General features: G+C 67.7%; 23 protein-coding genes, 1 pseudogene and 1 riboswitch. Of the genes and pseudogenes, 8 read left to right on the top strand and 16 right to left on the bottom strand.

Annotated elements, in window-relative coordinates; all coding sequences use genetic code 11:
- Positions 1 to 5: 5 nt before the first annotated feature.
- Together ACFJGT_RS00620 and ACFJGT_RS00615 are read right to left on the bottom strand one after the other, a co-directional pair.
- A complete protein-coding gene (locus ACFJGT_RS00620; protein ID WP_377844785.1) occupies positions 6 to 1,499 on the bottom strand; it encodes an aldehyde dehydrogenase family protein in 1,494 nt (497 codons plus the stop codon).
- Positions 1,496 to 2,602, bottom strand: a complete 1,107-nt coding sequence (locus ACFJGT_RS00615; RefSeq protein ID WP_377844783.1) for a mandelate racemase/muconate lactonizing enzyme family protein — start codon at positions 2,600 to 2,602, stop codon at positions 1,496 to 1,498. The genes ACFJGT_RS00620 and ACFJGT_RS00615 overlap by 4 nt, the downstream gene beginning before the upstream one ends.
- A 133-nt stretch (positions 2,603 to 2,735) precedes the next feature.
- Between ACFJGT_RS00615 and ACFJGT_RS00610 the strand changes: the two genes are divergently transcribed.
- From ACFJGT_RS00610 to ACFJGT_RS00585, 6 genes are all read left to right on the top strand, one after another.
- Positions 2,736 to 4,277: a PLP-dependent aminotransferase family protein gene (locus ACFJGT_RS00610; RefSeq protein ID WP_377844781.1), complete on the top strand. Its 1,542-nt coding sequence runs from the start codon at positions 2,736 to 2,738 to the stop codon at positions 4,275 to 4,277.
- Positions 4,278 to 4,285: 8 nt separating this feature from the next.
- Positions 4,286 to 5,920, top strand: a complete 1,635-nt coding sequence (locus ACFJGT_RS00605) for a GMC family oxidoreductase (RefSeq protein ID WP_377844779.1) — start codon at positions 4,286 to 4,288, stop codon at positions 5,918 to 5,920.
- Between the two features lie 56 nt (positions 5,921 to 5,976).
- Entirely contained in the window at positions 5,977 to 6,321 is a 345-nt protein-coding gene (locus tag ACFJGT_RS00600) for a RidA family protein (protein ID WP_377844777.1), read from the top strand.
- 92 nt (positions 6,322 to 6,413) lie between these two features.
- Positions 6,414 to 7,781, top strand: a complete 1,368-nt coding sequence (locus ACFJGT_RS00595; RefSeq protein WP_377844775.1) for a glutamine synthetase family protein — start codon at positions 6,414 to 6,416, stop codon at positions 7,779 to 7,781.
- A 48-nt stretch (positions 7,782 to 7,829) separates the two neighbouring features.
- Entirely contained in the window at positions 7,830 to 9,212 is a 1,383-nt protein-coding gene (locus ACFJGT_RS00590; RefSeq protein WP_377844773.1) for an aldehyde dehydrogenase family protein, read from the top strand.
- A complete protein-coding gene (locus ACFJGT_RS00585) occupies positions 9,212 to 10,357 on the top strand; it encodes an iron-containing alcohol dehydrogenase (protein WP_377844771.1) in 1,146 nt (381 codons plus the stop codon). Before ACFJGT_RS00590 ends, ACFJGT_RS00585 begins: the two co-directional genes overlap by 1 nt.
- 98 nt (positions 10,358 to 10,455) lie before the next feature.
- Here the strand turns inward: ACFJGT_RS00585 and ACFJGT_RS00580 are convergent, their stop codons facing one another.
- Positions 10,456 to 12,645 carry a methyl-accepting chemotaxis protein gene (locus tag ACFJGT_RS00580; RefSeq protein WP_377844769.1) on the bottom strand — a complete coding sequence of 730 codons (2,190 nt, stop codon included), beginning with the start codon at positions 12,643 to 12,645 and terminating at the stop codon, positions 10,456 to 10,458.
- Positions 12,646 to 13,013: 368 nt separating this feature from the next.
- Here ACFJGT_RS00580 and ACFJGT_RS00575 point away from each other — a divergent pair, with 368 nt between their 5' ends.
- Positions 13,014 to 13,919 carry a LysR family transcriptional regulator gene (locus ACFJGT_RS00575; RefSeq protein WP_377844766.1) on the top strand — a complete coding sequence of 302 codons (906 nt, stop codon included), beginning with the start codon at positions 13,014 to 13,016 and terminating at the stop codon, positions 13,917 to 13,919.
- A 43-nt stretch (positions 13,920 to 13,962) separates the two neighbouring features.
- Here ACFJGT_RS00575 and ACFJGT_RS00570 read toward each other — a convergent pair whose 3' ends face one another.
- The 10 genes and pseudogenes from ACFJGT_RS00570 to ACFJGT_RS00525 form a co-directional block, all read right to left on the bottom strand.
- Entirely contained in the window at positions 13,963 to 14,604 is a 642-nt protein-coding gene (locus tag ACFJGT_RS00570) for a CDP-alcohol phosphatidyltransferase family protein (RefSeq protein WP_377844764.1), read from the bottom strand.
- A 3-nt stretch (positions 14,605 to 14,607) separates the two neighbouring features.
- Positions 14,608 to 14,988: a hypothetical protein gene (locus ACFJGT_RS00565; protein WP_377844762.1), complete on the bottom strand. Its 381-nt coding sequence runs from the start codon at positions 14,986 to 14,988 to the stop codon at positions 14,608 to 14,610.
- A pseudogene (locus tag ACFJGT_RS00560) lies at positions 14,985 to 15,936 on the bottom strand (phosphatidate cytidylyltransferase). The gene ACFJGT_RS00565 and the pseudogene ACFJGT_RS00560 overlap by 4 nt, the downstream one beginning before the upstream one ends.
- The gene (locus ACFJGT_RS00555) at positions 15,933 to 16,571 is read right to left on the bottom strand and encodes a lysophospholipid acyltransferase family protein (RefSeq protein ID WP_377844760.1); all 639 of its coding nucleotides are present in this window, start codon (positions 16,569 to 16,571) and stop codon (positions 15,933 to 15,935) included. Before ACFJGT_RS00555 ends, ACFJGT_RS00560 begins: the two are co-directional and overlap by 4 nt.
- Before the next feature lie 123 nt (positions 16,572 to 16,694).
- Positions 16,695 to 17,711 carry a DUF6925 family protein gene (locus ACFJGT_RS00550; protein ID WP_377844758.1) on the bottom strand — a complete coding sequence of 339 codons (1,017 nt, stop codon included), beginning with the start codon at positions 17,709 to 17,711 and terminating at the stop codon, positions 16,695 to 16,697.
- Positions 17,708 to 18,499, bottom strand: a complete 792-nt coding sequence (locus tag ACFJGT_RS00545; RefSeq protein ID WP_377844756.1) for an ABC transporter ATP-binding protein — start codon at positions 18,497 to 18,499, stop codon at positions 17,708 to 17,710. Before ACFJGT_RS00545 ends, ACFJGT_RS00550 begins: the two co-directional genes overlap by 4 nt.
- A complete protein-coding gene (locus ACFJGT_RS00540) occupies positions 18,499 to 19,518 on the bottom strand; it encodes a FecCD family ABC transporter permease (protein ID WP_377844753.1) in 1,020 nt (339 codons plus the stop codon). The genes ACFJGT_RS00545 and ACFJGT_RS00540 overlap by 1 nt, the downstream gene beginning before the upstream one ends.
- Complete coding sequence (locus tag ACFJGT_RS00535) at positions 19,515 to 20,375, bottom strand: ABC transporter substrate-binding protein (RefSeq protein WP_377844750.1); 861 nt, start codon at positions 20,373 to 20,375, stop codon at positions 19,515 to 19,517. Before ACFJGT_RS00535 ends, ACFJGT_RS00540 begins: the two co-directional genes overlap by 4 nt.
- Positions 20,372 to 21,967: a TonB-dependent receptor plug domain-containing protein gene (locus tag ACFJGT_RS00530; protein WP_377848887.1), complete on the bottom strand. Its 1,596-nt coding sequence runs from the start codon at positions 21,965 to 21,967 to the stop codon at positions 20,372 to 20,374. Before ACFJGT_RS00530 ends, ACFJGT_RS00535 begins: the two co-directional genes overlap by 4 nt.
- A complete protein-coding gene (locus ACFJGT_RS00525; RefSeq protein ID WP_377844748.1) occupies positions 21,954 to 22,319 on the bottom strand; it encodes a TonB-dependent receptor plug domain-containing protein in 366 nt (121 codons plus the stop codon). The genes ACFJGT_RS00530 and ACFJGT_RS00525 overlap by 14 nt, the downstream gene beginning before the upstream one ends.
- Before the next feature lie 121 nt (positions 22,320 to 22,440).
- A riboswitch (cobalamin riboswitch) is annotated at positions 22,441 to 22,640 on the bottom strand.
- Positions 22,641 to 22,757: 117 nt separating this feature from the next.
- Here ACFJGT_RS00525 and ACFJGT_RS00520 point away from each other — a divergent pair.
- The gene (locus ACFJGT_RS00520) at positions 22,758 to 23,474 is read left to right on the top strand and encodes a GntR family transcriptional regulator (RefSeq protein ID WP_377844746.1); all 717 of its coding nucleotides are present in this window, start codon (positions 22,758 to 22,760) and stop codon (positions 23,472 to 23,474) included.
- Positions 23,475 to 23,480: 6 nt separating this feature from the next.
- Here the strand turns inward: ACFJGT_RS00520 and ACFJGT_RS00515 are convergent, their stop codons facing one another.
- The 3 genes from ACFJGT_RS00515 to ACFJGT_RS00505 all read right to left on the bottom strand — a co-directional run bounded on the left by ACFJGT_RS00515 (position 23,481) and on the right by ACFJGT_RS00505 (position 26,520).
- Positions 23,481 to 25,001 (bottom strand): tripartite tricarboxylate transporter permease, encoded by a 1,521-nt coding sequence (locus ACFJGT_RS00515; RefSeq protein WP_377844743.1) that lies wholly within the window; start codon positions 24,999 to 25,001, stop codon positions 23,481 to 23,483.
- A gap of 3 nt (positions 25,002 to 25,004) precedes the next feature.
- Positions 25,005 to 25,499, bottom strand: coding sequence for a tripartite tricarboxylate transporter TctB family protein (locus ACFJGT_RS00510; RefSeq protein WP_377844741.1), 495 nt, complete (start codon positions 25,497 to 25,499; stop codon positions 25,005 to 25,007).
- Between the two features lie 70 nt (positions 25,500 to 25,569).
- Entirely contained in the window at positions 25,570 to 26,520 is a 951-nt protein-coding gene (locus ACFJGT_RS00505; RefSeq protein WP_377844739.1) for a Bug family tripartite tricarboxylate transporter substrate binding protein, read from the bottom strand.
- Positions 26,521 to 26,575 lie beyond the last annotated feature (55 nt).

The raw sequence follows: 26,575 nt of genomic DNA, 5'->3' as shown, positions 1-26,575 counted from the left end.
CCGGATCAGATCCGCGCCACCACACTCTTGAGCTTGCAGTAGGAGCGCAAGCCCGCCATGCCCTTGGCGCGGCCGAAGCCGGATTTCCGGTTGCCGCCGAAGGGCATCGCGATGCCACCGGCGAAGAACTCGTTGATATAGACCTGCCCCGCATCGACGGCCCGAGCGAAGCGCCAGGCTTTTGCGTGATCGCGGGTATAGATGCCGGCGACCAGCGCATAGGACGTCGCGTTCGCCGCCGCGAGGGCCGCCTCGAAATCGGGGACGACCTGCACCGTCAGCACCGGCCCGAAGATCTCCTCCTGCACCAGCGGATCGTCCGGGCCATCAGCGAGCACGATGGTCGGCTGGTAGAACCAGCCGCCGCCACAATCCTCGGGCGGCACGATCGCGCCACCAGTGAGAATGCGGTTGGCGGCGGCACGGGCGCGGTCGACATGGCCGGCGACCCGCGCCAACTGCGCCGGAGAATTGATCGGCCCGATCCCGGCCTCGCTCAGGCCATGGCCCGGCCGCAAGCCCTGCGCGCTCGCGACGAGGCGATCAAGCAAGGGCGCAGCGATCGCTTCCTCGACGATCAGGCGCGAGCCGGCCGAGCAGATCTGGCCTGCATTCTCGAAGATCGCTTCCATGATCCCGGTGATGGCCGCGTCGAGATCGCAATCGGCGAGCACGACAAGGGGCGATTTGCCGCCGAGTTCCAGGACGAGCCGGGTGACATGCTCCGCCGCGGCCCGCATCACGCGCTGCCCGGTCGCGACCGAGCCGGTGAAGGTGATGTGGTCGATGCCGGGATGGGCGACGAGTGCCGCGCCTGCCTCGACGCCGGTGCCGGCGACGACATTGAGCACGCCTGCGGGCAGCCCGGCCTCCTCAAGCAATTCCGCCAGCATCAGTGTGGTGAAGGGCGTCTGCTCGGCCGGCTTGACCACGAGCGTGCAGCCGGCCGCGAGCGCGGGGGCGATGCCACGCGCCGCCGTCGAAAGCGGATAATTCCAAGGCACGATCTGGGCTGCGACGCCGACCGGCTCCTCGATCGTCAATCCGATATGGTCGGGGCCGAGCGGCATGCTGTCGCCATGCAGCTTGTCGGCGGCGCCGGCATAATAGGCGAAGGCTTTCACGACGCCGGCGACATCGCCCTCCGCTTCCGCGAGACGCTTGCCGGAATCGAGGGTCTCGACCACGGCGAAACGGGCAGCGCGTTCGGCGATCAGGCGGCTCGCCCGCATCAGGATCTCGCCGCGCGCGGCCGGGCCCAGACGCGACCATGGGCCGGAAAGCGCAGCGCGGGCGGCGGCGACCGCGCGGTCGATATCGGCGCCGTCGCCGGCTGCGACCGTTGCGAAAGCCTTGCCCTGGCCGGGATCGAAGCTCTCCATCCGCCGCCCGGAGACGGACTCGACGAAGCGCCCGTCGATGAAATGCCCACCCGGCAGGCCGGCCAGCGTCCCCGTCCTCAGGGCTTCGGCGACGAGTTCGGCGCGGTCCGCGGTCACGCGCCGATCTCCGTGACCTGGTAGGCGGCCTTGTCGAGCCAGGACGGCTCGATCTCGACGCCCCAGCCCGGGCTATCGGGGATCGCGACCATGCCGTCCCGCGCCTGCGGGGGGTTGCGCAGCAGGCCCTGCTCCCACGGGTAGTAATCCGGCCCTTCGATCGAGAATTCGACATAAGGTCCCGCATTGGCGAGCGCGCCCATGATGTGCAGCGTGAACACCGTCACCAGCGACTGGTTGGCCGAATGCGGCGTCACCGGGAGGCCTGCGGCCTGCGCCCAGCGCGCGACCTTCAGCATGCGCCCGACGCCGCCGATATAGCAGACGTCCGGCTGCACCACGTCGACCACCCGGCCGTCGATCATGGCGCGCCAGACGGCAAGGTCGCAGTCCTGCTCGCCGCCGGTGACGTCGAGATCGAGCGCCTCGCGAACCTCGCGCGTCCATGCATGTTCCCAATAGGGGCAGGGCTCCTCGAAATGGACGATGCCGTGATCCTGCAGCATCCGGCCGACCGCGATGGCCTTGGCCGGCGAATAGGCGCTGTTGCCGTCGACGAGCAGCGTCGCGTCAGTGCCGAGCGCGCGCCTGATCTGCGGAACGATCGCCTCCGTCCGACCCGGCCACTCGTCGATGTCGCGGCCGCATTCGCGCCCGACCCGGAACTTGAAGGCGCGGTAGCCGTGGGCGTCGCGCAGGCGCTGGAAGCGCTCGGCCTCGGCTTCGGGCGTGATCTCGCCGCGCTTCATGCTGGAGGCATAGACCGGGAAGGGCCGCGGCGTGCCGCCGAGCAATTCGCAGACGCTCTTGCGCTCGATCCGGCCGCGCAGGTCCCACAAAGCCGTGTCGAGCCCGGTCATGGCGCGGCAGAGATAGGAGCCGGGGAATTTGTGCTCGCGCTCGCCGATCGTCGCAATCAGCTCGTCGATGGCGAAGGCATTTTCGCCGACTGCCCAGCGCGCGACCTGCCGGTGGAAGACGGTCGCGGTGATGTCGGCATTATAGGGCGAGAACTGGCCCCAGCCCTGGCTGCCATCCTCGCATGTAGCGCGGACGAAGCCGACGTCCTGCGTCGAGAAGCTTTCGAGCCGGGTGATCTTCATCGCTGCCGCTATCCGTTCCGGGAGCGCCGCCCGGCGGGACCGCGAGCAGCTTCAACGCAAGAAGGGGCTTGAATTGGCCTGATCCCAAGGTCCATTCTCGCCAAATCGACAGTCCACTCTCGAACGAGGCGCCATGGTCAAACGCGAGGAAGGCGCCCTGCTCCAGTCGATCGTGCTCGACCGCGAGGGCGAGCATGGGCTCAGCGTGCAGATCTGCGCGGGCCTGCGCGAGTTGATCCTCGGCGGCACGCTCAAGGTCGGCGAGCGGCTGCCGGCGACGCGCACGCTGGCGCAGGAATTCAGGGTCGCCCGCACCACCATCGTCGAGAGCTTCGAGCGCCTCGCCGCCGAAGGGCTGATCGAGACCCGCGTCGGCTCCGGCACCTATGTCAGCCAGGCGCTGGCGAACGAGCGCCCCGCTCCGGCCGCCGCGGCGGTCGCCGCGCCGACAGCGCGGGTCAAGCTGGCGCAGGCGATGAACACCGCGTCAAAGCTGTTCGGCACGCGCCTGCCGCATCAGCCCCGCGCCTTCACCACGGCGATGCCAGCCTTCGACGCCTTCCCGATGGCGCAATGGGCGAGGCTTTCGGGCAAGCACTGGCGCAAGACGCGCCATCAGGTGCTCGGCTATCCCGATCCGCATGGCGAGCGAACCTTGCGCCAGGCCATCGCCGCGCATCTCAGGCTCAATCGCGGCATCGCCTGCGAATGGCAGCAGGTCTTCGTGGTGGCCGGCGCGCAGCAGGCCTTCCAGCTCATCGCCGCGACGCTGCTCGACCCCAGCGACAAGGTCTGGTTCGAGGACCCCGGCGCGATCGGCGCGCGCAACAGCATGATCCAGTCGGGCGTCGAGATCGTGCCCGTCCCGGTCGATGAGGCCGGGCTCATCGTCGAGGAGGGCCTGCGCCGCGCACCCGAATTCCGGCTCGCCTTCGTGACGCCGGCGCATCAGCAGCCGCTCGGCGCCAAGATGAGCCTGGAGCGGCGCCTCGCCCTGCTGGAAGCAGCCGAGGCGAGTGGTGCCTGGATCATCGAGGACGATTGGGACGGCGAGTTCTGCTTCCAGGGCGCGCCGATGGCGACGCTGACCAGCATCGATCGCAGCGGCCGGGTGATCTATGTCGGGACCTTCTCGAAGACGCTGTTCCCGTCGCTGCGGCTCGGTTTCCTCGTCGCCCCTCCACATCTCGTTGAGCAGATCGGCATCTGCCTCGAAGCCTTCTCGCCGGGCGTGCCGACGGCGCTGCAAGGCATCGTCGCCGATTTCATCGTCGAGGGGCATTTCGCGACGCATGTGCGCCGCATGCGCAAGCTCTACCAGGAGCGCTATCAGGCACTGGAGGACGCAGCGCGCGAGCATCTGGCGCCCGATCTGGAGGTCGTGCCGACCCAGACCGGCATGCACACCATCGCCTATCTCCGCGACGGGCTCGACGCCGTCGCTCTGACGCAGGCCGCAGCCCGGCGTGGCGTCACGGTCGCGCCGATCAGCCGCTTCTGCCTCGAACCCGCGGCGCGGGACGGGCTCGTGCTCGGCTTCAGCGGATTCACATCGGCTGAGATCAAGGCCGGCGTGCTCGACCTGCGCCGCGCCATCGACGACCTCATGGCGGCCCGCGAATGGACTGGTGCTTCGGCGGGAATGGCCCTTAGCGGGAAGCCCAATTCTGCCTAGGAATCGTGGTGGGCTGGCTGGGTGAGAGCATCTTGACGGAATGGGACGTGATCATCGTCGGTGCGGGCTCGGCCGGCTGCGTGCTGGCCGGGCGGCTTGCGGAAGCGGGCCACGGCTCGATCCTGGTGATCGAAGCAGGTCCGCGCGATCTCAGCCCCTGGGTCCATCTGCCGATCGGATACGGCAAGACCTTCTACCATCGCCGGATGAACTGGATGTACCGGACCACACCGCAAACCGGACTGGACGGACGGGAAATCTACCAGCCGCGCGGCAAGGTCGTCGGGGGCTCCAGCGCAATCAACGCGATGGTCTATGCCCGCGGCCAGGCCGAGGATTTCGACGAGTGGAAGCGGCTCGGCAATCCCGGCTGGGGCTGGGCCGAGGTGCTTGCCGCCTATAGACGCATGGAGGACCACGCGCTGGGCGCCTCCCTCTGGCATGGCGCCGGGGGGCCGCTCCATGTCGAGAACGTCGCCGCTGAAGTCCACCCGCTAACCCCGCTTTTCGTCAGGGCGGCCGGCGAAGCGGGCCTGCGCTTCAACCCGGACCTGAACGCCGCGACCAGCGAGGGCGCCGGCTTCTACCAGATCACCACGCGTGGCGGCCGTCGTGAATCGGCGGCGCGCGCCTTCCTGCATCCGGCACGGCGGCGCGGGCGCTTGAAGCTCGAAACCGACTTGCAGGTGACGCGCATCCTGTTCGACGGGCGGCGCGCTATCGGCGTCGAGGCCACGCGAGGCGGCGAGACCCTGCGCTTCCGCGCCCGGCGGGAGGTCGTCCTTTCCGGCGGGGCGTTCAACTCGCCGCAATTGCTGCAGCTCTCCGGCATCGGCTCGGCGGAACTCCTGAAGCAACATGACATCACACCGCTGCTCGACCAGCCCGCGGTCGGCCGCAACCTGCAGGACCATCTCTGCTACGACCATGTCTATCGCTCGAAGCGGCCGAGCCTAAACGACGCGCTGCTGTCCTGGCCGGCCCGGATCGGCATGGCCGCGAACTACCTGCTGCGGCGGCGCGGGCCGCTGTCGCTCAGCGTCAACCAGGGCGGCGGCTTCTACCGCACCCGGCCGGAGCTGACGCGGCCGGACATGCAGCTCTACTTCTCGCCGCTGAGCTATGAGCGCGCCGTGCCGGGCGTGCGCGCTCTGATGAAGCCCGACCCGTTCCCCGGCTTCAGCCTCAGCGTCTCGCCCTGCCGACCCTTGAGCCGCGGCCGTGTCGCAATCCGCTCGCCCGATCCGCAGGTCGCGCCGGAGATCGCGCCGAACTACCTCTCCGATCCCGAGGACCTGCGCATCCTGCTGGAGGGCGCGCGCTTCCTGCATCGCCTCGCGGCGACGCCGACGCTCTCGGCTGTGATCGACACCGCGATCCGCCCGGGGCCGGAGGCGGTCGATGAGGAGGCGCATGTCGCCGCCATCCGCGCCAACGCCTACTCGGTGTTCCACCCCTGCGGGACCTGCCGGATGGGGCCTGACGCGAGCGAGGCCGTCGTCGATGCCAAATTGCGGGTGCATGGCATCGAAGGCTTGCGCGTCGTCGACGCCTCGATCTTCCCGACGATTCCGTCCGGCAACATCAACGCGCCGGCCATGATGGTCGGAGAGCGCGCCGCCGCCCTGATGGCGGAAGGCTGAGAGCGAATTCCCTGCCCCGCCGGCCGTCGTCGGCATCATTCCCCGGAGGACAGACCATGATCACGCGCCACGAAGTGACCGGACGGCTGAGCAAGGTGCTCGTCGCCAACGGCTTCGCCTTTCTTTCGGGCCTGACAGCGGCCGATCGCAGCGGCGGCGTGCGCGAGCAGACGGCCGATATTCTCAAGCAGATCGACGGCTATCTCGCGATGGCCGGCACCGACAAGACCCGCATCGCCGTCGCCAATATCTGGCTGAAGGACATCGCGAATTTCAACGAGATGAACGCCGCCTGGGAAGCCTGGGTCGACCCCGCGCAGCCGCCGGCCCGTGCCACCGTCGAGTCGCGCCTGGCGGCCGATAACATCCTGGTCGAGATCCAGGTCCAGGCCCTGGTCTGATCCCTGCATAAACCGCACGGGGACATGCGAGCCGGCTATTCCGCCGGGCGCATTCCCGTGTGAAGATCGCCTATCGCAGATGGATGACCGGCATGACGCAAGCCTACACGCTCGACGCCCTGAGAGAGGATGTCACGGCCGGCCGGATCGATACCGTGCTCGCCTGCCTCGTCGACATGCAGGGGCGCCTGATGGGCAAGCGCTTCCATGCCGCCTTCTTCCTCGAAAGCGGGCATCACGAGACGCATAGCTGCAATTACCTGCTCGCCACCGACATGGAGATGGAAACCGTAGCCGGCTATGCGGCGACGAGCTGGGCCGCCGGCTATGGCGACTATACGATGAAGCCGGACCTTTCGACCTTGTGCCGCGTGCCCTGGCTCGAAGGCACCGCGCTGGTGCTGTGCGACGTGTTCGACCATCACGGCCATGACATCCCGCACTCGCCGCGCGCGATCCTGAAGAAGCAGGTCAAGCGGCTCGAGGCCATGGGGCTCAAGGCCTATATGGCGACCGAGCTCGAGTTCTTCCTGTTCGACCAGAGCTACGAGAACGCCTGCGCCAGCGGCTATCGCGATCTCAAGACCGCAAGCAGCTACAACGAGGACTACCACATCTTCCAGACGACCAAGGAAGAGGCGGTGATGCGGGCGATCCGCAACGGCTTGCAGGGCGCCGGCATCCCGGTCGAGAACTCCAAGGGCGAGGCTTCGGCCGGGCAGGAGGAGATCAATGTCCGCTATGCCGACGCGCTGACGATGGCAGACCGGCACGCCATCATCAAGAACGCCTGCAAGGAGATCGCCTGGGCACAGGGCAAGTCGATCACCTTCCTGGCCAAGTGGAGCAACGCGCATGCGGGCTCCTCCTCGCATATCCACCAGTCGCTCTGGAGCGCTGACGGCAAGACCCCGCATTTCCTCGATGCGCAGGCGCCGCACGGCATGTCGCCGTTGATGCGGAACTATGTGGCAGGCCTGCTCGCGCACGCTTCCGACATCACCGGCTTCCTCGCGCCCTATATCAACTCCTACAAGCGCTTCGTCGCCGGCACCTTCGCACCGACCAAGGCGGTCTGGAGCGCTGACAACCGCACTGCCGGCTACCGGCTCTGCGGCGCCGGCACCAAGGGCATCCGCATCGAATGCCGGGTCGGCGGCTCCGACCTCAATCCCTATCTCGCCATGGCGGCGCTGCTCGCGGCCGGCCTCGACGGCATCGAGAAGAAGATGGAGCTGGAAGAGGCCTTCGTCGGCGATGCCTATGGCGACCGGAGCGTCCGCGAAATCCCCAAGACCCTGCGCGACGCGACCGTGGCGCTGAAGGGCTCGGCGATGCTGCGCAAGGCCTTCGGCGACGACGTGATTGACCATTATGTCCGCGCCGCCGAATGGGAGCAGGAGGAATACGATCGCCGGATCACCGATTGGGAAGTGAAGCGCGGTTTTGAACGCGCCTGACCCGGCCCTCTCCTCTCCCAGCCCATTTCAGCCAAACGGATAGTGACGATGACGATGATCCGATGCGTGTCGCCGGTTGACGGCTCGGTCTATGCCGAGCGGCCGGCCCTAAGCCTCGACGATGCCAAGACCGTGGTCGCCCGTGCCCGCAAGGCGCAGAAGGCCTGGGCGAAGCGCCCGCTCGACGAGCGCATCGCGCTGGTGCTGAAGGGCGTCGCGCGGCTCAACGAGATGGGGCAGGAGGTCGTCACCGAACTCGCCTGGCAGATGGGCCGGCCGGTGAAATATGGCGGCGAGTTCAAGGGCTTCAACGAGCGCTCGAACTACATGGCCTCGATCGCTGGCGAGGCGCTGGCGCCTGTCGTGATCGAGGACAGCGCCGCCTTCAAGCGCTTTATCGCGCGGGAGCCGCATGGCGTCGTCTTCGTGATCGCGCCGTGGAACTATCCCTACATGACCGCGATCAACTCGGTCGCGCCGGCGCTGATCGCCGGCAATGCGGTCATCCTCAAGCATGCCAGCCAGACGCTGCTCACCGGCGAGCGGCTGGCGCGCGCCTTTCATGAAGCCGGCGTGCCGGAAGAGGTTTTCGCCAATGTCTTCCTCGACCATGAGACCTCGTCGCGGCTGATCGCCGAGAAGCAGTTCGACTTCATCAACTTCACCGGCTCGGTCGCGGGCGGGCAGGCGATCGAGCGCGCGGCGGCGGGCACCTTCACCGGGATCGGGCTGGAGCTCGGCGGCAAGGATCCCGGCTATGTCATGGAGGACGCCGATCTCGACAAGGCCGTCGACACGCTGATGGACGGCGCGACCTTCAATTCCGGGCAATGCTGCTGCGGCATCGAGCGCATCTATGTTCACGAGAACCTCTACGACGCCTTCGTCGAGAAATCGGTCGCCTGGGTCTCGAACTACCGGCTCGGCAACCCGCTCGACCCCGAAACCTCGCTCGGGCCGATGGCCCATAAGCGCTCCGCCCAGGTCGTGCGCGAGCAGATCGCAGAGGCGACCGCGAAGGGCGCGCGGGCGCTGGTCGACCCAAAACTCTTCCCGCAGGACGATGGCGGCGCCTATCTCGCGCCGCAGATCCTGGTCGATGTCGATCATTCCATGACGATCATGCGCGAGGAGACCTTCGGCCCGGCGGTCGGCATCATGAAGGTGCGCGATGACGCCGAGGCTCTCGCGCTGATGAACGATTCCAAATACGGCCTCACCGCTTCGCTCTGGACCGGCGATGCCGAGCGCGCCGCCCGTTTGGGTGCGGAGATCGAAACCGGCACCGTCTTCATGAACCGCGCCGATTATCTCGACCCGGCCCTGTGCTGGACCGGCGTCAAGGAGACCGGCCGCGGCGGCTCGCTCTCGGTCATCGGCTTCCACAATCTCACCCGTCCGAAATCCTACCACCTGAAGAGAGCTGGCTGATGCCGATCACCGCGAACTGGAGCTACCCGACCGCCGTCAAGCTGGGCGCCGGGCGGATCAGGGAACTGGCCGATCACTGCAAGGCGCTCGGCATGAAGCGGCCGCTGCTGGTCACCGATCGCGGGCTGGCAAGCATGGCGATCACCGCCAACGCACTCGACATCATCGAGGCCGGCGGGCTTGGCCGGGCGATCTTTGCCGATGTCGATCCCAACCCGAACGACCGCAATCTCGATGACGGCGTGCGCGCCTTCAAGGCGGGCGGGCATGACGGCGTCGTCGCCTTCGGCGGCGGCTCCGGCCTCGATCTCGGCAAATGCGTGGCCTTCATGGCCGGGCAGACCCGCCCGGTCTGGGATTTCGAGGATGTCGGCGACTGGTGGACGCGCGCCTCGGTCGAGGGCATCGCGCCGATCGTCGCGGTGCCGACCACGGCCGGGACCGGCTCCGAGGTCGGGCGCGCCTCGGTCATCACCAATTCGCAGACCCATACCAAGAAGATCATCTTCCACCCGAAATTCCTGCCGGGCGTGACGATCTGCGACCCCGAGCTGACCGTCGGCATGCCCAAGGCGATTACGGCCGGAACCGGCATGGACGCCTTCGCGCATTGCCTGGAAGCCTATTCCTCGCCGTTCTTCCATCCGATGAGCCAGGGCATCGCGCTGGAAGGCATGCGTCTGGTGAAGACCTATCTGCCGCGCGCCTACGCAGACGGCAGCGATATCGAGGCGCGGACGCAGATGATGGCTGCCGCCGCGATGGGCGCCGTCGCCTTCCAGAAGGGGCTGGGCGCGATCCATTCGCTCTCCCACCCGGTCGGTGCCGTCTACCACACGCATCACGGCACCACGAATGCGGTGGTGATGCCGCCGGTGCTGCGCTTCAACCGCCCGGCGATCGAGGAGAAGATCGCCGCGGCCGCCGCCTATCTCGGCATCGCCGGGGGATTCGACGGCTTCTATGATTTCGTCATGAAGCTGCGTGCCGATCTCGGCATCCCCGACAAGCTCGCCGCGCTCGGCGTCGGCACCGACCGGATCGACGAACTTGCCGAGGCCGCCGTGGCCGATCCCTCGACCGGCGGAAACCCGGTCGAGCTCACGGTCGATGCGGCGCGCAAGCTGCTGATCGAGTCGATCTGAGGCCACGCATCCCACAACAAAATGCCCCGCCGACGAAAAGCCGGCGGGGCAGTGATATCGCGCTTCTGCAGGCTTGAGCGGTAGGACTGCCGCCTGCCTCAGAACTCTTCCCAGCCGGAATCGCCGGCCCTGCCGCCATTCGCGACCTTGCGAGGAGCGGGGCTGAAGGCGACTTCGGCCAGCTTCTGAAGCCGCTGAGGTTCGGCAGCGGGCCGCTTCGCGACAGGCGCCCGCGCAGCCGCCTGGCCCCTAGTCGCGCCGGCGCCGTCCGCTCCCGTCTTGAACGCGGCCACGAGATCGTTGAGCTGGCCGATGCGCTGGTTCAGCGCATTGGCGCTCGCGGCGCTCTGCTCCGAGAGAGCCGCGTTCTGCTGGGTCATCTCGTCCATATGGGCGACGGTCTGGCTCATCTCCTCGATGCCGTTGGCCTGCTCGGCCGCGGCGGAGGAGATATCGGCGATGGTCGAGGCGACCTTCTGAGAAGCGGCCATGATCTGCGTCAGCGCGTCGCCGGCCTGGCGCACCAGTTTCACGCCGTCGGCGACCTCGACATTGGACGAGGAGATCAGCGTCGAGATGTCCTTGGCGGCCTCGCCGGAGCGCTGAGCCAGGGTGCGCACCTCGCTCGCCACCACCGCGAAGCCCTTGCCGGCATCGCCGGCCCGCGCCGCTTCCACCGCAGCGTTGAGCGCCAGCAAGTTGGTCTGGAAGGCGATATCGTCGATCACCCGCGTGATGTCGGAGATCTTCTTCGAGGCCTCCTCGATCCGGGCCATGGCCTGCACCGCCCGACCGGCGATCTCGCCGCCGTCCTCGGCCGCGCGCATCGCTTCCTCGGCCGTGGTCGCGGCCTGCCGCGAGCCATGGGCCGAAGCCTTGACCGAGGCTGCGAGCTCCTCGGTCGTCGCAGCGCTCTCCTCCAGCGAGGAGGCCTGCTCCTCGGTGCGCTTGGAGAGATCGTCGGCGCCCGTCGCGATCTCGCGGGCGGAGAGGCTGACATCGGCGGCGGTGAGCTGGATCGTCCGCACCGTCGAGGAGAGGCGCTCGACGGTCTCGTTCACCGCGGTCTTCAGTTCGCCGAAGCGGCCGCGATAGGCGGTGGCGATGTCCTGCGTCAGATCGCCGTCGGCGACGCGGCGCAGCACCGCGACGAACTCGGTCGTGGCGCCGTCGACCACCGCGTTGATCTGGTTGATGCCGGCGACGAGCTTCTGCATCTGTTCGTCGGCATCGTTGATCTGCAAGCGGGCGGAGAAATCGCCATCGGCCGCTGCCGCGACGACCTCGCCGACATCGGAGACGACGCGCGACATCGCGTCGGCGCGGGCGGCGCGGGCGGCGGCTTCGGCCCGCTCCTGCGCTTCCAGCGCCCGGATCTGGACCAGCTTGTCGCGGAACAGCAGCAGGGCTGCGGCGACGGCGCCGACCTCATCGCTGCGGCCGGTCTGCGGGATCGAGGTTTCCAGCTCGCCGTTCGAAAGGCCGTCGATGCTCGTCCGGATCGCAGCAAGCGGCCGGATGACGCGCGAGACGATCAGGGCCCCGGTCGCAAGCACCAGCATCACCAGGGCGCCGAGCAGCGCATTGAGCACCCACTCCATCCTGTCGACGGTGGCGTTGGTCGATTCCAACAGCTGATTGGTGCGCGCCTCGACCACGCCGAAGAACGCATCGACCGGCTTCAAGATCTCGGCCTTCATCCGATCGTAATCGGCAGAGAACAGCAGTTCGCGCGCGAGATTGAGATCGCGATCCTTCTTGACGGTGTACTGGCCGTTGCCGTCCTGGAACAGGCCTTTGGCGGCGTTCATCGCGCGCGTTTCGAGGGCGACGAGGCCGTCCGACTTGGCATTGGCTTCGCCGAGCATGGCGAATTCCCGGTCCGTGAAGCCGGCTTCCTTCATCGCAGTCAGGAGCGCCTTGGTCTCGCCCGCGCCGCGCGGCCGCACGGCATTGTCGAGGACGAGGTCCCAGTAGATCCGATGCGGTTCGACCGGGCGCGGCTTCTGGCCGCTGCGCATGGCGATGACTTCGAGATATTGCTGTTCGTAATGGGGATTGCCGGTGACGGCGAAGGTGCGCGCCAGCCGCGTCAGATCATCGGAACTCTGCCGGAATTCGTCGGCGAGCAGATAGGATGCATGCGCCTGGCGATAGGCACCCGCCCGCGCCTCGGTCGCCTGCTCCTGAAGATACCAGGCTCCGAGAATGGCGGTGATCAGGGCGGCGAAGAGCCCTGCCATGCATAGAAATGTCTGCTTGATGGTGAGATTAACGGGCAGGCGCATGCTGCTGCTCCAGAGAACGGAGAGTGATTCAAGGGGTTTCCGTACCGGCAGCGGAATCCCGCTGCCGCAACGGCAGGCTTCATCATCTGACAGGGAACTGGATCACGCTCCGGCCTGGCGACCAGAGACCTGTCGGTCGGAGGCACCCCCGCCTCAGAACCAAACAGTACTTCTTCGATTGAAGGTTTCAATAATTCTGAACGCCCGCCTTCCAAATAGAACTAGCTCTATGATAGTAAATTTTTGTTGAATCGGGCGCATGTGAAATTGAAATCACAACTTGAATCAAATTCATGCCTGCAACCACGCGTGAAGGTTCTCAACGACATCCGCTCGCGGATACCGGCCACCGCATATCGGCGACGCCAATGACGACGAAGAGCTACAGCATCCGCGCCCTGCAAACGTTCTCAGCCGTTTCGCAGCACCAATCGCTGACCCGTGCCGCCCGCGAACTCGGCGTGACCCAGAGTGCCGTCAGTCACCAACTCTCCAAGCTGGCCTCCGAGGTCGGGGAGACGCTGATCGTCAAATCCGGGCGCAAGCTGCAATTGACCGAGACGGGGCAGCGGCTCGCGGATGCGCTGCGTTCCGCTTTCGGGCAGATCGAGGAATCCGTCGCGCAGGCCATCGGATCGGGGCGACGCACCGTCAGGCTCGCCCTGTGCAGCTCCTTCGCCCCGGGCTGGATGATCCCCCGCCTGTCGGACCTGCTTCACAAGCATGCCGAGTTCGAGCTCGACCTCAGGATGTACGCGAAAGACCCCGCGCTGACCGATCAGGTCGCGGATGCCTTCATCACGACTCTGCCGGAGGAGGCCGGGTTCTGGAGCCTGCTGCTGCGCCGCGAGGAACTCGTCGCCGTCGCGGCGCCGGAGCTGGTTCGGCGCCTGGAAGCCGGGCAGAAGGCGCCGCTCATCACGACAGACACCTCGCCCGCGACCATCGGTGCCCGCTGGCATCGACTGTCCGAGAGCCTGGGCCTTCCGATCCAGTCGTTCCACGACGGGCAGTGGCGCCTGTGCTCCCACCATGTCCTGGCCTATGAATTGGCCCGCCACGGGCATGGCATCGCGCTCCTACCGGATTTCGTCGCACGCCAGGCGATCGCGGAGGGGCGGCTGGAGCATGCGCTGAACGGCGCGCTGATCTCCGGCAAGGACTATTATCTCTGCGTGAAATCGTCCCGGAAGAACGAACCGCATCTGCGTGCCCTGATCGCGTGGTTCGAAGAGCAGCTTCACCCCGCTGCCGACGATATCCGGGGGGCTTAAGGCCTGATGCCCGAGCCCGGCGCGCATGGACGAGGCGAAGGTTTCAGCGCGCGCGCAACTGACTGACGATGTTTGCCGCGCGCCGGCAGGCGGTGATCGCGGCGCCGAGCGCGATCAGCCAGAGCGCTCCGGCGAGAACCTGATTATGGCCGCTCCAGAGCGGCTCCAGCAGTGAGAGCAAGGCTGCGGCGGTGATTGTCGCCATGCGATGCTGCTTGGCCATAGGGCCCGAGAAATCGGCAGGCAGACCGCAGTTGCGGCCGAGCTCGCGGGTATAGGCGGTCAGCACGGCGAAGGCCGCCGCCGCCCAGCCCAAGGCCGGCAGGCCGACGCCATAGCCGGTACCGACGAGGATCAGGATATCGGCGACGCGGTCCGGGAATTCGTTCCAGAACGGCCCATCGGGCGCCTGCTTGCCACCTTCGATCGCGACCATCCCGTCGAAGAGATTGCAGAGCAGCCGGAACTGGCAGAACAGCGCTGCGAGCAGGAGAAAAGCTACGCGGGAACCGCCCGTGGCCGTGCCAGCCTGCCAGAAAGCGATACCGGCGATGGCCGCCATGACCATGCTCGCCATCGAGATCTGGTTCGGCGTCACGGAGGCTGTGCTCAGCTTGCGGGCGACGGCGCGGGCCCAGCCGGACTCACGGCTGGCGAGCGGGCGGCGGTTCTCGTCCTGCGCCATGGTTCAGGCCTTCCGGATGCGCCAGAGCGAATAATTGTAGAGTGCGGCATAGCTCGTCGCGACCGTAAGAGGCACGGCGATCGTCTTCGCGATTTCGGGTGTGCCGCTGAGCGTGTGCAGGAGGGTCAGCAGGCTTGCCGAGACGAGGCCGGCGATCACCGGCGGCGCCAGCAAGGCGGCCAGGCCCGAGAAGCGGCTGGCGAGATATTCGATCGCGCGCTTCAGGACCAGCGTGATCGTGGCCGAGATCGCGCCCTGCAAGAGTCCGGCCTGGAGTGGCGCCGGCATGGGATGGGCGCGGTTGGCGAAGGCCGCCCAGCTCCCCATCGCCAGGAAGGCGAAGCCGACATGGACGATGCTGCTTCGCATCAGGCGCGCCATCATACGGCCGACCAGCCGTAGCGGACGAGGTGGAAGAAGATCGGGGCGGAGAACACGACCGAGTTCGAGCCGGTCGATGAAGCCGCCATGGCCGGCGATCAGGTGGCCCCAGTCCTTGACGCCGCGATCCCGCTTGATCGCCGACATGACAAGCCCGCCGAAGAAGCCGAGGAGGACGATGACCAGCGCGAGGAAGGCCGCCTGAAGGGCAGTGAACGGCGTCATCCAGGACAGGCCGGCGCCCACGGCGGTGGCGCTGAGCGCGCCGCCGACGAAGCCCTCGACCGTCTTCGAGGGCGAGAGCTTCGGCGCGATCTTGGTGCGCCCGATGAGCTTGCCCCAGACATATTGCAGGACGTCGCTGATCTGCACGACGATGACGAGGAAGGCGATCAGCAGGACGTTGCGACCCTCGTAGCCGGAAATCTGGAGACTAAGCAGTGCCGGCACATGCGAGGTGGCGAAGACGCAGATCATCATGGCCCATTGCACTTCGGCGATGCGCACGAGGAAATGCTCGGTATCGCCGCGCGCCGCGGCGATGATCGGCATCAGCAGGAAAGCGTAGACGGGGATGAAGATCGAATAGAGCCCGTACCACTCGATCCAGATCAGATAGTACTGCACCGGCAGCACGACGAAGAAGGCCGCGGCCAGCGCCCAGTGATCGGCCCGGCGCGTATCGGTCAGCGTGATGAACTCGCGCAAGGCCGCGAAGGAGCAGAAGCCGAAGAGCAAGGTCACGCCGGTCTTGCCGCCGATCAGCGCCAAACCCATCAGCACGACCATGACCCACCAGGCCCGGATGCGGTCGTTCAGGTTCTCGACCACGGCATTGGAGCCATCGGGCGAGAGCTTGCGCTGCAGCACGAAGCCGATGGTGGAGGCGAGGACGAGAACGCCGAGGATGCCGGCGAGCACGGCCACCAGATCGGGATGCGGCATCGTCATGACGCGTTCGCCTTCGGAGACAGGGCGAGCAGCGCGGCCTCAGTCCGCGCCAGGAAATCCTGCTTGGTCTCGCCTTCGCTGAGGCGAAGCGGCGCGCCGAATGTCACCGTGCAGATCAGGGGGATCGGCACGAACTCGCCCTTGGGCATGACGCGGTTGAGATTGTCGATCCAGGCGGGAACCAGCGCCACGTTCGGCCTGGTCTGCGCCAGATGGAACAGGCCGCTCTTGAACGGCAGCAGGCGCGCCTCGGTGGTGTTGCGCGTGCCCTCGGGGAAGACGATCAGCGAGGAACCGGCGTCGAGCGCCTCGGTCATCTGGGCGATCGGATCGCTGGTGCGGCTGTCGCGATCGCGATCGATCAGAACGGCATTGAAGACGTCGCGGCCGATGAAACGGCGCAAGGCGCCTTTCAGCCAGTAGTCGCTTCCGGCGACCGGCCGGGTCGTGAAACGCAGGCGCCGCGGCAGCACCGTCCAGATCAGGACGAAATCGCCATGGCTGGCATGGTTGGCGAAATAGATGCGCTGCTCGTCGCTGGGCTCGGTGCCCGCCCAGCGGCCGCGCACGGCCGTGATGAAGCGGGCGAAGAAGAGAATGAGCGCGCCAGCCAGACTTGCCCCTGCCCCACGCATCCTGCAATCCCGCCCCCGTTAGCCGCCTAGACGAGGTAGCGCCTGTTTCGAGCCCTGTCGATATCGGCGGCAGGCCGACGCTAGGGCAGCGGCTGCGACAGCCGGGGACAACGTGTTCCCGCTTCAGTGTCCGTAGGGATCGGGTGCCGTGCCGTCCTCGGATTCGGCCTCGCGCTGATCGAACGCCGCGGACCATGCGCCCAGCTGCTTCTTGTCGCTGCCGTCGAAAGCCGCCTGCCTGAGGAAGACGCGCAGTGCCTGTCGCCCGAAACGACTGCGCGGCGCCTCGAAAACATCCGGAGCATGGCCCGCAGTGATGGCCTCGCGCGCGCTTCGCTTCAGCGCGATCAGGGCGGGTTCGCCGAAGCGATCCGCCAGCGTTTCGAACGCCCGGAAGGCCTCGCGATCGAAGGCATGCGGTCTGCCCAATCCATCCTTGAGCGGGTGCGCCGGAACGAGATGGGCGCAAGGCACGAAGCCTTCCGGCACCGGCTCGGTCGCGGCATGGGTGCGGCCGCTGCGCAGGAGCTGGGGCAGCACATGGGTATGCGGACCTTCCGGACTGCGGCCATCGGCCGGCGGGATCGGCTGGTAGACCTCGCAGCGGCCGAGACGGGCGATGAAGACCCGGTGCGGGCCGGCCGCGACGATCGCACCCATGGCGCCGTTGCCGGGCTCGAATAGGGAACGGCCGGCCTCCGCCCGCAACGCGGCAATCAAGGCCGGATCGGCGGTGCGGATGCAGATATCCACCTGGAGCGTACCGAGCCCCATGTCGAACAGGATGCCTGCCGTATCCTGCGGACGCAGCGCGCCCGCGTCAGGACCGAGCTCGGTCAGGACGGTGCGCCGGTTCATCGCGCAGGCGCCCTCCGGCAGGCAGAGCGCGACGCGATGGTTCCAGCCGCTGCCGACGGCGCTTTCGGATGCGTACAGGCGGACGCCGTCGAGCGCGCCGAAGCCGATGCCGCCGCGGGCCGTCGTCGCCGAGAGCCGGCCGGGTTCATCGACGGTCTCGAACGGCTCGCCGGGATCGCGCATGAATTCCGCGATGGCGCCGAAGGTGCCGAGATTCCACTGGCTGCCGGTGTCCAGCAGGTGATCGCGCAGAAGGCTGCGCACCGTGTCGGTTCCGATCATGAAGCGGTCTTTCCGTTGTCGAGGGTGCGCCAGGGCAGGAGGAAGGGCTCTCCGGCATGGGAGCCGCGTATGGCCTGGATGTCGAAGACCTGCGCGAGCCTGCTGTCGTCGAGGACTGCGGCGGGCGCCCCTTCGGCGATCAGCCGGCCGTGGTCGAGCAGGAGTAGCCGGTCGCAGAAGCGGGCCGCGAGCGTCAGGTCGTGCAGCACGACGACCACGCCGGTGCCTTCGCCGCTGATCCGGCGCAGCAGTTGCAGGGTATCGAGCTGATGCTGCGGATCGAGCCCCGCCAGCGGCTCGTCCGCGAGGAGATAGGGCGCCTCGACCGCGAGCGCTCGCGCCAGCAGGACGCGGCGGCGCTCGCCACCCGAGAGCGTGCCGACCGCGCGGCCGGCGAAGCCGGCGACATCGCAGAGCGTGAGCGCCCGCCAGATCGCCTCCCGGTCGGCATCACCGGCGTCGGCGAAGGGGCGCCGATGCGGCAAGCGGCCGAGCCCGACCAAGGCTTCGACGGAGAGAGCCGATGGCGCTTCGCCACCCTGGGCCAGAAAGGCGACGCGGCGCGCAAGCGTGCCCCGCCCTAGAGCACGCGCCGAAGCGCCGTCATAGTCGACGCTGCCGCGCTCCGGCACGAGCAGCGCCGCCAACACCCGCAGCAAGGTGGTCTTGCCGGCGCCGTTGGGGCCGATCAGGCCCAGAACTTCGCCGGGCCTGATCTGGGCACCGACCTCTTGCAGGATCGGCTTGCCACCGAGGTTAACAGTGATGCCGGACGCCGTGATCGCCATCACAAGGCCTCCCGGCGCAGGCGCTGCACCAGCGCGAAGAGGAAGGGCGCGCCGATCAGCGCCATCACTACGCCGAGCTTCAGTTCCGGCCGGATCGGCATGAGACGCACGCCGATATCGGCCGCCAGCACGAGGATTGCTCCGCCCAAGCCGCTGGCGATGAGCAGCCGGCCCGGCCGATGCCCGACCAGCGGGCGCAGCAGATGCGGCACGACGAGCCCTACGAAGCCGATCGCACCGGTCACGGCAACCGCGCTGCCGACGGCCAGCGCCGCGCCGCCGATCAAGCGTGCCCTGAGCCAGCCGAGATCGAAGCCGAGGCTCGCGGCCGTATCCTCGCCCAGGCTGAGCGCATCGAGCGCCGGAGCCGTGGAGGCGAGCAGGAGCCAGCCGGTCAGCATCAACGGCAGAGCGAGCGCGACATGGTTCATGCTGCGGTCGGCCAGCGAGCCCATCAGCCAGAACACGATCTCCAGCGCCGCATAAGGATTGGGCGCGAGGTTCAACGCGAGCGCGGTCGCCGCTCCCGCGAAACTGTTGAGCGCCACGCCCGCGAGGATCAGAGTGGTCGTGGTCGTGCTCGCGCCGCGGCCGAGCAGGATGAAGAGGATCACGGTTGCCACGAGCGCTCCCGCGATGCCGCCGAGCGGCAGGGCGAGCGCAAGGCTGGCGGAGAGCCCGCTATAGAAGGCGAGGACGGCACCGAAGGCCGCCGCGCTGGAAATGCCGATCACGCCGGGCTCGGCGAGCGGATTGCGCAGCAGCCCTTGCATCGCCGCGCCGGCCATGCCGAGGCTGAAACCGACGAGGGCGCCGAGCAGGGCACGTGGCAGGCGCAGTTCATAGAGCACCAGGGCCGGCAGGCTTTTCTGCCCCGCGAGGAGGTCCGTCACCGCCGGGCCGAGCGGTAGAGGCGCATAGCCGACGGCCATGGAGATCGCGGTCATCGCCAGAGTGGCGAAGGCGAGCGATCCCAGCAGCGGCGCCGGCCTGAAGCCGGGTGAAGCATCCGGCGTCATCGCTTCTCCTCCACGGCACGCACCAGCAATTCGATCGCGTCGAGCACGCTCGGCCCGGCGCAGGTCCAGAGCCGCGACGGCAGCGCGACGAGCTTCAGGCGACCACCGAGCCGGTCGATCACGGGATGATGCAGGATCTCGTGCGCCAGCGACGGCGGACCGTCCGGGGTCTCGTTCAGGATCAGGATCTCGGCGCCACCGAGCGCCACGGTTTCGAGCGCGATCTGGCCGTAGCTCTCGACGCCCAGCTCCGCGGCGATGTTGATGAGGCCGGCACGGGTCAGGATTTCGTCGACGAGCGAACCGCGGCCGACCGTGAAACCGCTGGGGCGCAGCACGATCGCCCGCAACGGCCTGTCGACGCGGCGCGCCGCGAGCGCCTGAAGGCGTTGTTCGATTTCGGCGAGCAGCGCCTGCCCGCGCGCGGGCTCGCCGAGCAGATCGGCCATCTCGGCGATCTGCGTCTTCATCTCCGCGAGATTGCGGGGAACGCCGAATTCCCTGACGCCGACGCCGACGCGCCCGAGCAGCGAAACCGTGGCGCGGGTCGTGTAAGTGCCGGCGACGACGAGATCGGGTTTGAAGCCCAGCACCTCTTCGGCGAGGCCGTGATTGGCGGGGATACGGCGTGCGACCTGTGCCATATTGGCGTTGCGCGGGTCCTGCGACAGCCATGTCACCGAAGCGATGCGTGCGGGTTCGGCCAGACGCAGCACGAGTTCGTCCGTGCACATGTTGAGCGAGACGATGCGTGCGGGCCGCTCCATAGCGGCCGAGCCGGATGCCATCGCGCCCGAGAGCGCGACGGCGATCAGGCAGGCTCCGCGCAGGAGCCGCAGGACCCGAGGAAACGTCATCCGCCGATGGCCACCTTGATACCGCCGAAGACGCCGAGGCCCGGCACGAGGAAGCCGACCGGATTCTCCCAGCGCTTGTCGAAGAGGTTATCGACCCGCCCGAACACCGTCACCTTGTCGGTCGCCTTGTATTCGGCGGCGAGATTGACCAGCGTCGCGCCCTTCGCCCGCATGCGCGGGACCGAGAAGTCGCGGTTGCCGTCGACCCATGAACCGATATGGATCAGCGTCGCCGAGAGGCTGAGCTTGTCGGTCGGCGTCCAGGTCGCGGTCATGCTCGCCTTGTGGCGCGGCCGGCGCAGCAGTTCCTGCCTGGCGACCTCGTCCTTGGCGAGGGTGAAGGTGTAGTCGGCGCGGATGCGGAACTGCGGCGAGATTTCCAGCGCGGCGAAGGCTTCGACGCCCTTCGTCCTGGCCTTGCCGATATTGGCGTAGGAATCGCGCCTGGTGTTGGTGACGATCAGGTTCTCGATATCGTTCTGGAACCATGTCGCGCCGAGTTGCAGGCGCTTGTCGAAGAGCGGCTGCTCGAAGCCGAGATCCCAGCCGCGGCTTTCCTCGGGCTTCAGGTTCGGGTTGCCGAAGAAGTTGTAGCCGGGGCGGTAGTCGATGAAGAGTTCGCTCAGCGTCGGCGCCTTGAAGCCGGTGCCGTAGCTCGCCTTCAGCTTGGTCTGCGTGCCGGGAATGATGACGGCCGGCGCGACGCGGTAGGTCGTGTGGCCGCCATAGCTGTCGTCATGGTCGTGGCGAATATTGGCCGCCAGGAAATAGCGATCCTCGATATTGCCCTGGTATTCGAGATAGGCGGCCTTGTTGCCGTTCGAGGCGATCAGGCTCGTGGTGTCGAGCCGCTCGCGCTCATATTGCAGGCCCGCGATCAGGTTGTGGCCCTTGGTGATCTCGAGATTGCCGCGCCAGTCGAGCTTGGTGCGCTCGCCGAGGCTCTGGTTGGGCAGGCCGAGCAGGCCGGTTACCGCGGACGCCGAGCGCGTTCCCCTGTCCTGCCGCGAATAGGAGACGCCGAAGGTATTGACGAAGCGCCCACTAAGCGGGTCCCAGACCACTTCGCCACGGGTGAAGGCCTGCGCATAGTTTTGCAGGGAGCGATAGGGCGAGGGCTTGCTCGGGAAGCCGGTATCGCCGGTATAGCGCAGCTGGCCGTCCTGGTAGCGACCGACCCAGTTCAGCGTCAGCGTGTCCGTCAGCGCGAAGCCGAGGCGCCCCGAATAGCTGTAATTGTCGAAGATGTTCGGATTGATCCGGCGGCCGGGCGGCACGAGGTTCGGCGGCGTCACCTCGGTTCCGTCGGCCCGGAAATGGCTGGCGTTGAAGGCATAGTTGAAGCGCGCATCGCCCCCGCTGAAGCCGGCGGACTGGCTGAATGTGCCATGCGAGCCCGCCTCGACGCGCGCCGTCATCTTCGGCGGGCCTTCGCCGCGCTTCGTGGTCACCGAGATGACCCCGCCGATCGCATTGGCGCCGTAGAGGCCGCTCTGCGGGCCCCGCAGCACCTCGATGCGTTCGATATCCTCGGTCAGCATCGAGCCGAAATCGAAGGCACGGTTCGGCGCCGAGGGATCATTGGCCTCGATGCCGTCGATCAGAATTCTTGACGTGGTTGGAGTTGGTGCCGCGCATGAAGACCGAGGTCAGGCCGCCCGGCCCGCCGGTCTGCACGATGTTGAGGCCGGGCACGGCGGCCAGCGCCTGCGGCAGAGTGCGGCGCTGCTGCTGCTCGATCTCCTTCGCGGTGATCACCGTGACGGAACTGGCGATCTCGCGCGCCGGGGTCGGCGTTCCCGTGGCGCTGACGACGATCTCGTCGAGCGCCACGGTGGCGGGCGCGTTCTGGGCAAAAGCCGGGCCAGCGGAGGCCAGGATGGCAAGGCAGGAAGCGGACAACAGCAGGCGGCCGCATCCGGCGGCCGGGGAGAAAACGTTCACGATGGAGACCTCGGGCGTTGACGTCAGTGGCACGTCACCGCGAACGCGATCTCCCATCAGCCGCTCGAAAGACGGCGAACAGTCGAATCCGCGATCGGCGCACCCCGGCCGAACGTGTCCGCGTGTGACCACGGCTGACGGCAGGTCTCCTGGCTCGCGGGTCTGTGCCTTTCACCGCCTTCCCAGGTCCGAGGCCCCAGTGGCGTATGGCGAAAGGCTCGCCGCTTACAGTTGCGGGGGCAGCCGCGGCATGGGGTGGCTCGCCACCCGCACCGCGTTCCCTTTTGATCCCGTGAGGGAACCGTCGGTTTCCCGAGTAGGGCGAAAAAGTGGCGACGTCAAACGGCTGCCGTATCGCGATCGCGGCCATGAACAGGCTCGGCAATCGCGGCGGCTGCGCTATACTCCGTCGATCAGAAGCAGATAGGCACCCGCTCGATGCTGGCCGAGACTTTGCCCCCCGCGAGCGTGGGCGTCACCGTCAAACTCTACGATGATCTCTCCTTCGCCATCGTCTCCGGAGAGATCGCGCCCGGCGCCAAGTTGAGCGAGCCTGCGATCGCGCGCCGTTTCGGCGTCAGCCGCGCGCCGGTGCGCGAGGCGATCCGGCGTCTGCAGGAGCGTGGGCTCGTCACCTACGTCGCCAACCAGGGCGCCCGCGTCGCCGAGCCGAGCGCGGCCGAGTTCCTCGCCCTGCTCGACGTGCGCGAGGCGACCGAGGGCATGGCCGCCCGCCTCGCGGCCGAAAGCATGAGCGAGGCCGAGATCGCGGCGCTGGACGCGCTGGTCCGGGGCCATCGCGGCGAGATCGAGCGCAATCCGATGGGCGCCTATCTCCAGGACGAGCCCGAGGCGGATTTCCACCGCCGCATTGCCAAGGGCAGCGGCAACCCGATCCTGGCCGAACTGCTCTGCGAGCAGTTCTATCCGCGCCTGCGTCTGTGCCGGCGCCTGCACTCCACCGTGCCGGGGCGAGGCCGCGAGGCCTGGGGCGAGCATATGCGGATCACCGAAGCGATCAGCCATCGCGATGGCGAACTCGCCGAGATTTTGATGCGCCGTCATATCCGTGCGGCGCGCACCGCCTTGCAGGCTGCGCTCTCCGCAAGCGAGAGCGCCCAGCCGGGCAAGCGGCGGAGCGGTGGGAAGCGCTGACCCGGTTCAGCCGGCAGCAGCGGCCGATTGCCCCACGGCCTCGGCGCGACGGCGACGGTAGGCGAGCAAAGGCGGCACGATCAGGACCAGCGCCGCAATCGCGAGCAGCGTCGCCGCGATCGGCGTGCCGACCAGCACGCTCCAGTCGCCCTGGCTGACGGCGAGCGCGCGCCGAAGCTGGATTTCCGCCTGCGGGCCGAGAATCAGCCCGATCAGGGCCGGCGCGATCGGGAAGTCGTGGACCCGCGCGACATAGCCGACGAGGCCGAGGCCGCCCATCAGCGCAAGGTCCATCCAGGAGGTCGAGAGGCCCCAGACGCCGACCATCGCGAAGACGACGATGCCGCCATAGATGTAGTGCCGGGGGATCAGCAGCAGCCTGACCCAGATGCCGACCAGCGGCAGGTTGAGGATCAGCAGGATGACGTTGCCGATATAGAGCGAGGCAATCAGGCCCCAGAGTAGGTCGGGATTGGTCGCGAAGAGCAGCGGGCCAGGCTGGAGCCCGTAATTCTGGAAGGCGGCAAGGAGCACGGCCGCCGTCGCCGTCGAGGGCAGGCCGAGCGTCAGCAGCGGCACGAGGATGCCGGCCGCCGCCGCGTTGTTGGCGGCCTCGGGCCCGGCGACGCCCTCGATCGCGCCCTGCCCGAACTCCTCCGGATGCTTGGTCAGGCGGCGCTCCAGTGCATAGGACAGGAAGGTCGGGATTTCCGTGCCGCCCGCCGGCAGCGCACCGATCGGGAAGCCGATGACGCTGCCGCGCAGCCAGGGTTTCCAGGAGCGCTTCCAGTCCTGCTTGGTCATCCAGCTGCCGCCGGAGAGCGGATTGATCGCGGCCGGCGCGGCGCTGTGCCGGCTTGCGACATAGAGGGTCTCGCCGATCGCGAAGAGCGAGACCAGAACGACGGTGAAGGAGATGCCGTCGAGCAGTTCGAGCGTGCCGAAGACCATGCGGGTCTGGCCGGTCTGGGTATCGATGCCGATCGTCCCGAGCGCGAGCCCGAAGAACAGGGCGGCGAAGCCGCGCACCATCGAGCGCCCCATCACCACGGCGACCGAGGTGAAGGACAGCATCATCAGCGCAAAATAATCCTCGGGGCCGAAGACGAAGGCGAGCTCGGCAATGGCCGGCGCGAGGAAGGTCAACGCCAGCGTGCCGATCGTGCCAGCGACGAAGGAGCCGATCGCGGCCGTCGCCAGTGCCGCGGCACCGCGACCGCGACGGGCCATGCGGTTGCCTTCGAGCGCCGTCATCACCGAGCCGCTCTCGCCCGGCGTGTTCAGCAGGATCGAGGTGGTCGAGCCGCCATAGAGCGCGCCGTAGAGGATGCCGGCGAACATGATAAAGGCGGAGGCCGGGTTGACCTGCGCGGTGACGGGCAGGAGCAGCGCGATGGTCAGCGCGGGACCGATGCCGGGCAGGACGCCGACCGCCGTGCCGAGGCCGCAGCCGATGAAGGCCCAGAACAGGTTCATCGGCTGCAAGGCAACCGCGAACCCGCCAAGCAACTGGTTCAGGATGTCCATGCTCTAGCCCAGCAGCGGAAAGAATGGGCCAAGGCTGATGCCGAGGCGGGAAAAGCCGAACCAGGCGAGGCTGGCGATCAGCGCGCCGATCGCGAGATCGAGGGCAGTCCGGCGCGAGCCGAAGGCATGGGTCACGAGCGTGAAGGCCAGCATCGCGCTGAAGGGAAAACCGAACCAGCGGATGGTCAGCAAGGGCACGCCGACGCCGGCCAGCGCCATCAGGAAGGCGGGGCGCGAGAACGGCGCCTCTTCCTCGTCCTCACTGGGTGGCGCGAGCTGTCCCTTCAGCGCCTGCACGATCAGCAGGAAGCCGAGCAGGACGAGGCCGAGCCCGACGGCGAGCACGATCGCCGCCGGCCCGACGCCGACATAGTTGGTGGTCGAGGCGATGCTGCGCGCGCCGTTGAGCCAAAGCGCGCCCATGACCATGATGGCGAGCCCGAGCCACCAGGGCCGTCCGCCGCCTGACGCTACGGAATTGGTCTTCGTCGACGACATCTGCCTTGCCCGCCCTTCGCGATGGATGGCGGGCGGCGCACTATGACGCGCCGCCCGGCTTCGACGGAGGCTATTTCAGAATGCCGACTTCCTTGAGCGCGCTGGTCCAGTTCGCTTCCTCGCTCTTGAGGAAATCGTTGAAGGCGTCGCCCGGCAGATAGGCGTCCTCCCAGCCCTGCGTCTTCAGCGTCTCCTTCCACTCCTTGGTGGCGTGGAGCTTGGCGAAGCGGTCGAGCCAGGTCTTCTTGGCGGCGTCGCTCATGCCGGGCGCGCCGACGAAGCCGCGCCAGTTGCCGACCTCGACCGGAATGCCGGCCTCCTTCAGCGTCGGAGCGTTCAGACCCTCGACCCGCGTCGGGCCGGAGGTCGCGATGATGCGGATGCGGCCGGATTCGGCGAAGGCGCGGAATTCCGAGGCGCCGGAGATCGCCGCCTTGATCTTGCCGCCGCCGAGCGCGGCCAGGATCTCGCCGCCGGAGAAGGCGACGAAGTTGATCTTGCCGACAGGCGCGCCGGCATGCTTGGCCAGCAGCGCCAGCATGACATGGTCGGCGCCGCCGGCCGAGCCGCCGCCGACGGAGAGCGCGCCGGGATCGGCCTTGAGCGCGGCGATGAAGTCCGCCGGCGTCTTGATCGGCGAGTTCGCGGGCACGGCGATGGCGTTGTACTCGTTGGTCAGGCGCAGCAGCGGCGTCGTGTCCTTGAGCGAGACCGGCGTCTGGTTGGTGATGACACCGCCGACCATGATGACGCCGGTGACCAGCAGGGCGTTGTCGTCGCCCTTCGCGGTGCGGACGAATTCGGCGAGGCCGATCGTGCCGGCGGCACCGCCCTTGTTGGTGAAGGACGCCCCGTCCGTGAAGACCTTGGACTGGGCGAAGGCCGCCATGGTGTGGCGCCCGGCCCCGTCCCAGCCGCCGCCGGGATTGGCGGGGATCATCACCTTGGCGGGTTCAGCCAGGGCCGCGCCCGTGCCGAGCCCCAGGGCTAGAACGCCGGCCATCGTCAAACGCTTCAGCATCTTCCATCTCCTCCCGTTGTCGTTACGCCGCCGTTTTCGGCTGGTCGTTCTGTTG

The sequence above is a fragment of the Allobosea sp. UC22_33 genome, from assembly GCF_042700715.1.
Classification (GTDB): Bacteria; Pseudomonadota; Alphaproteobacteria; order Rhizobiales; family Beijerinckiaceae; genus Allobosea.
This window is presented reverse-complemented; position numbering and strand designations above follow the sequence as displayed.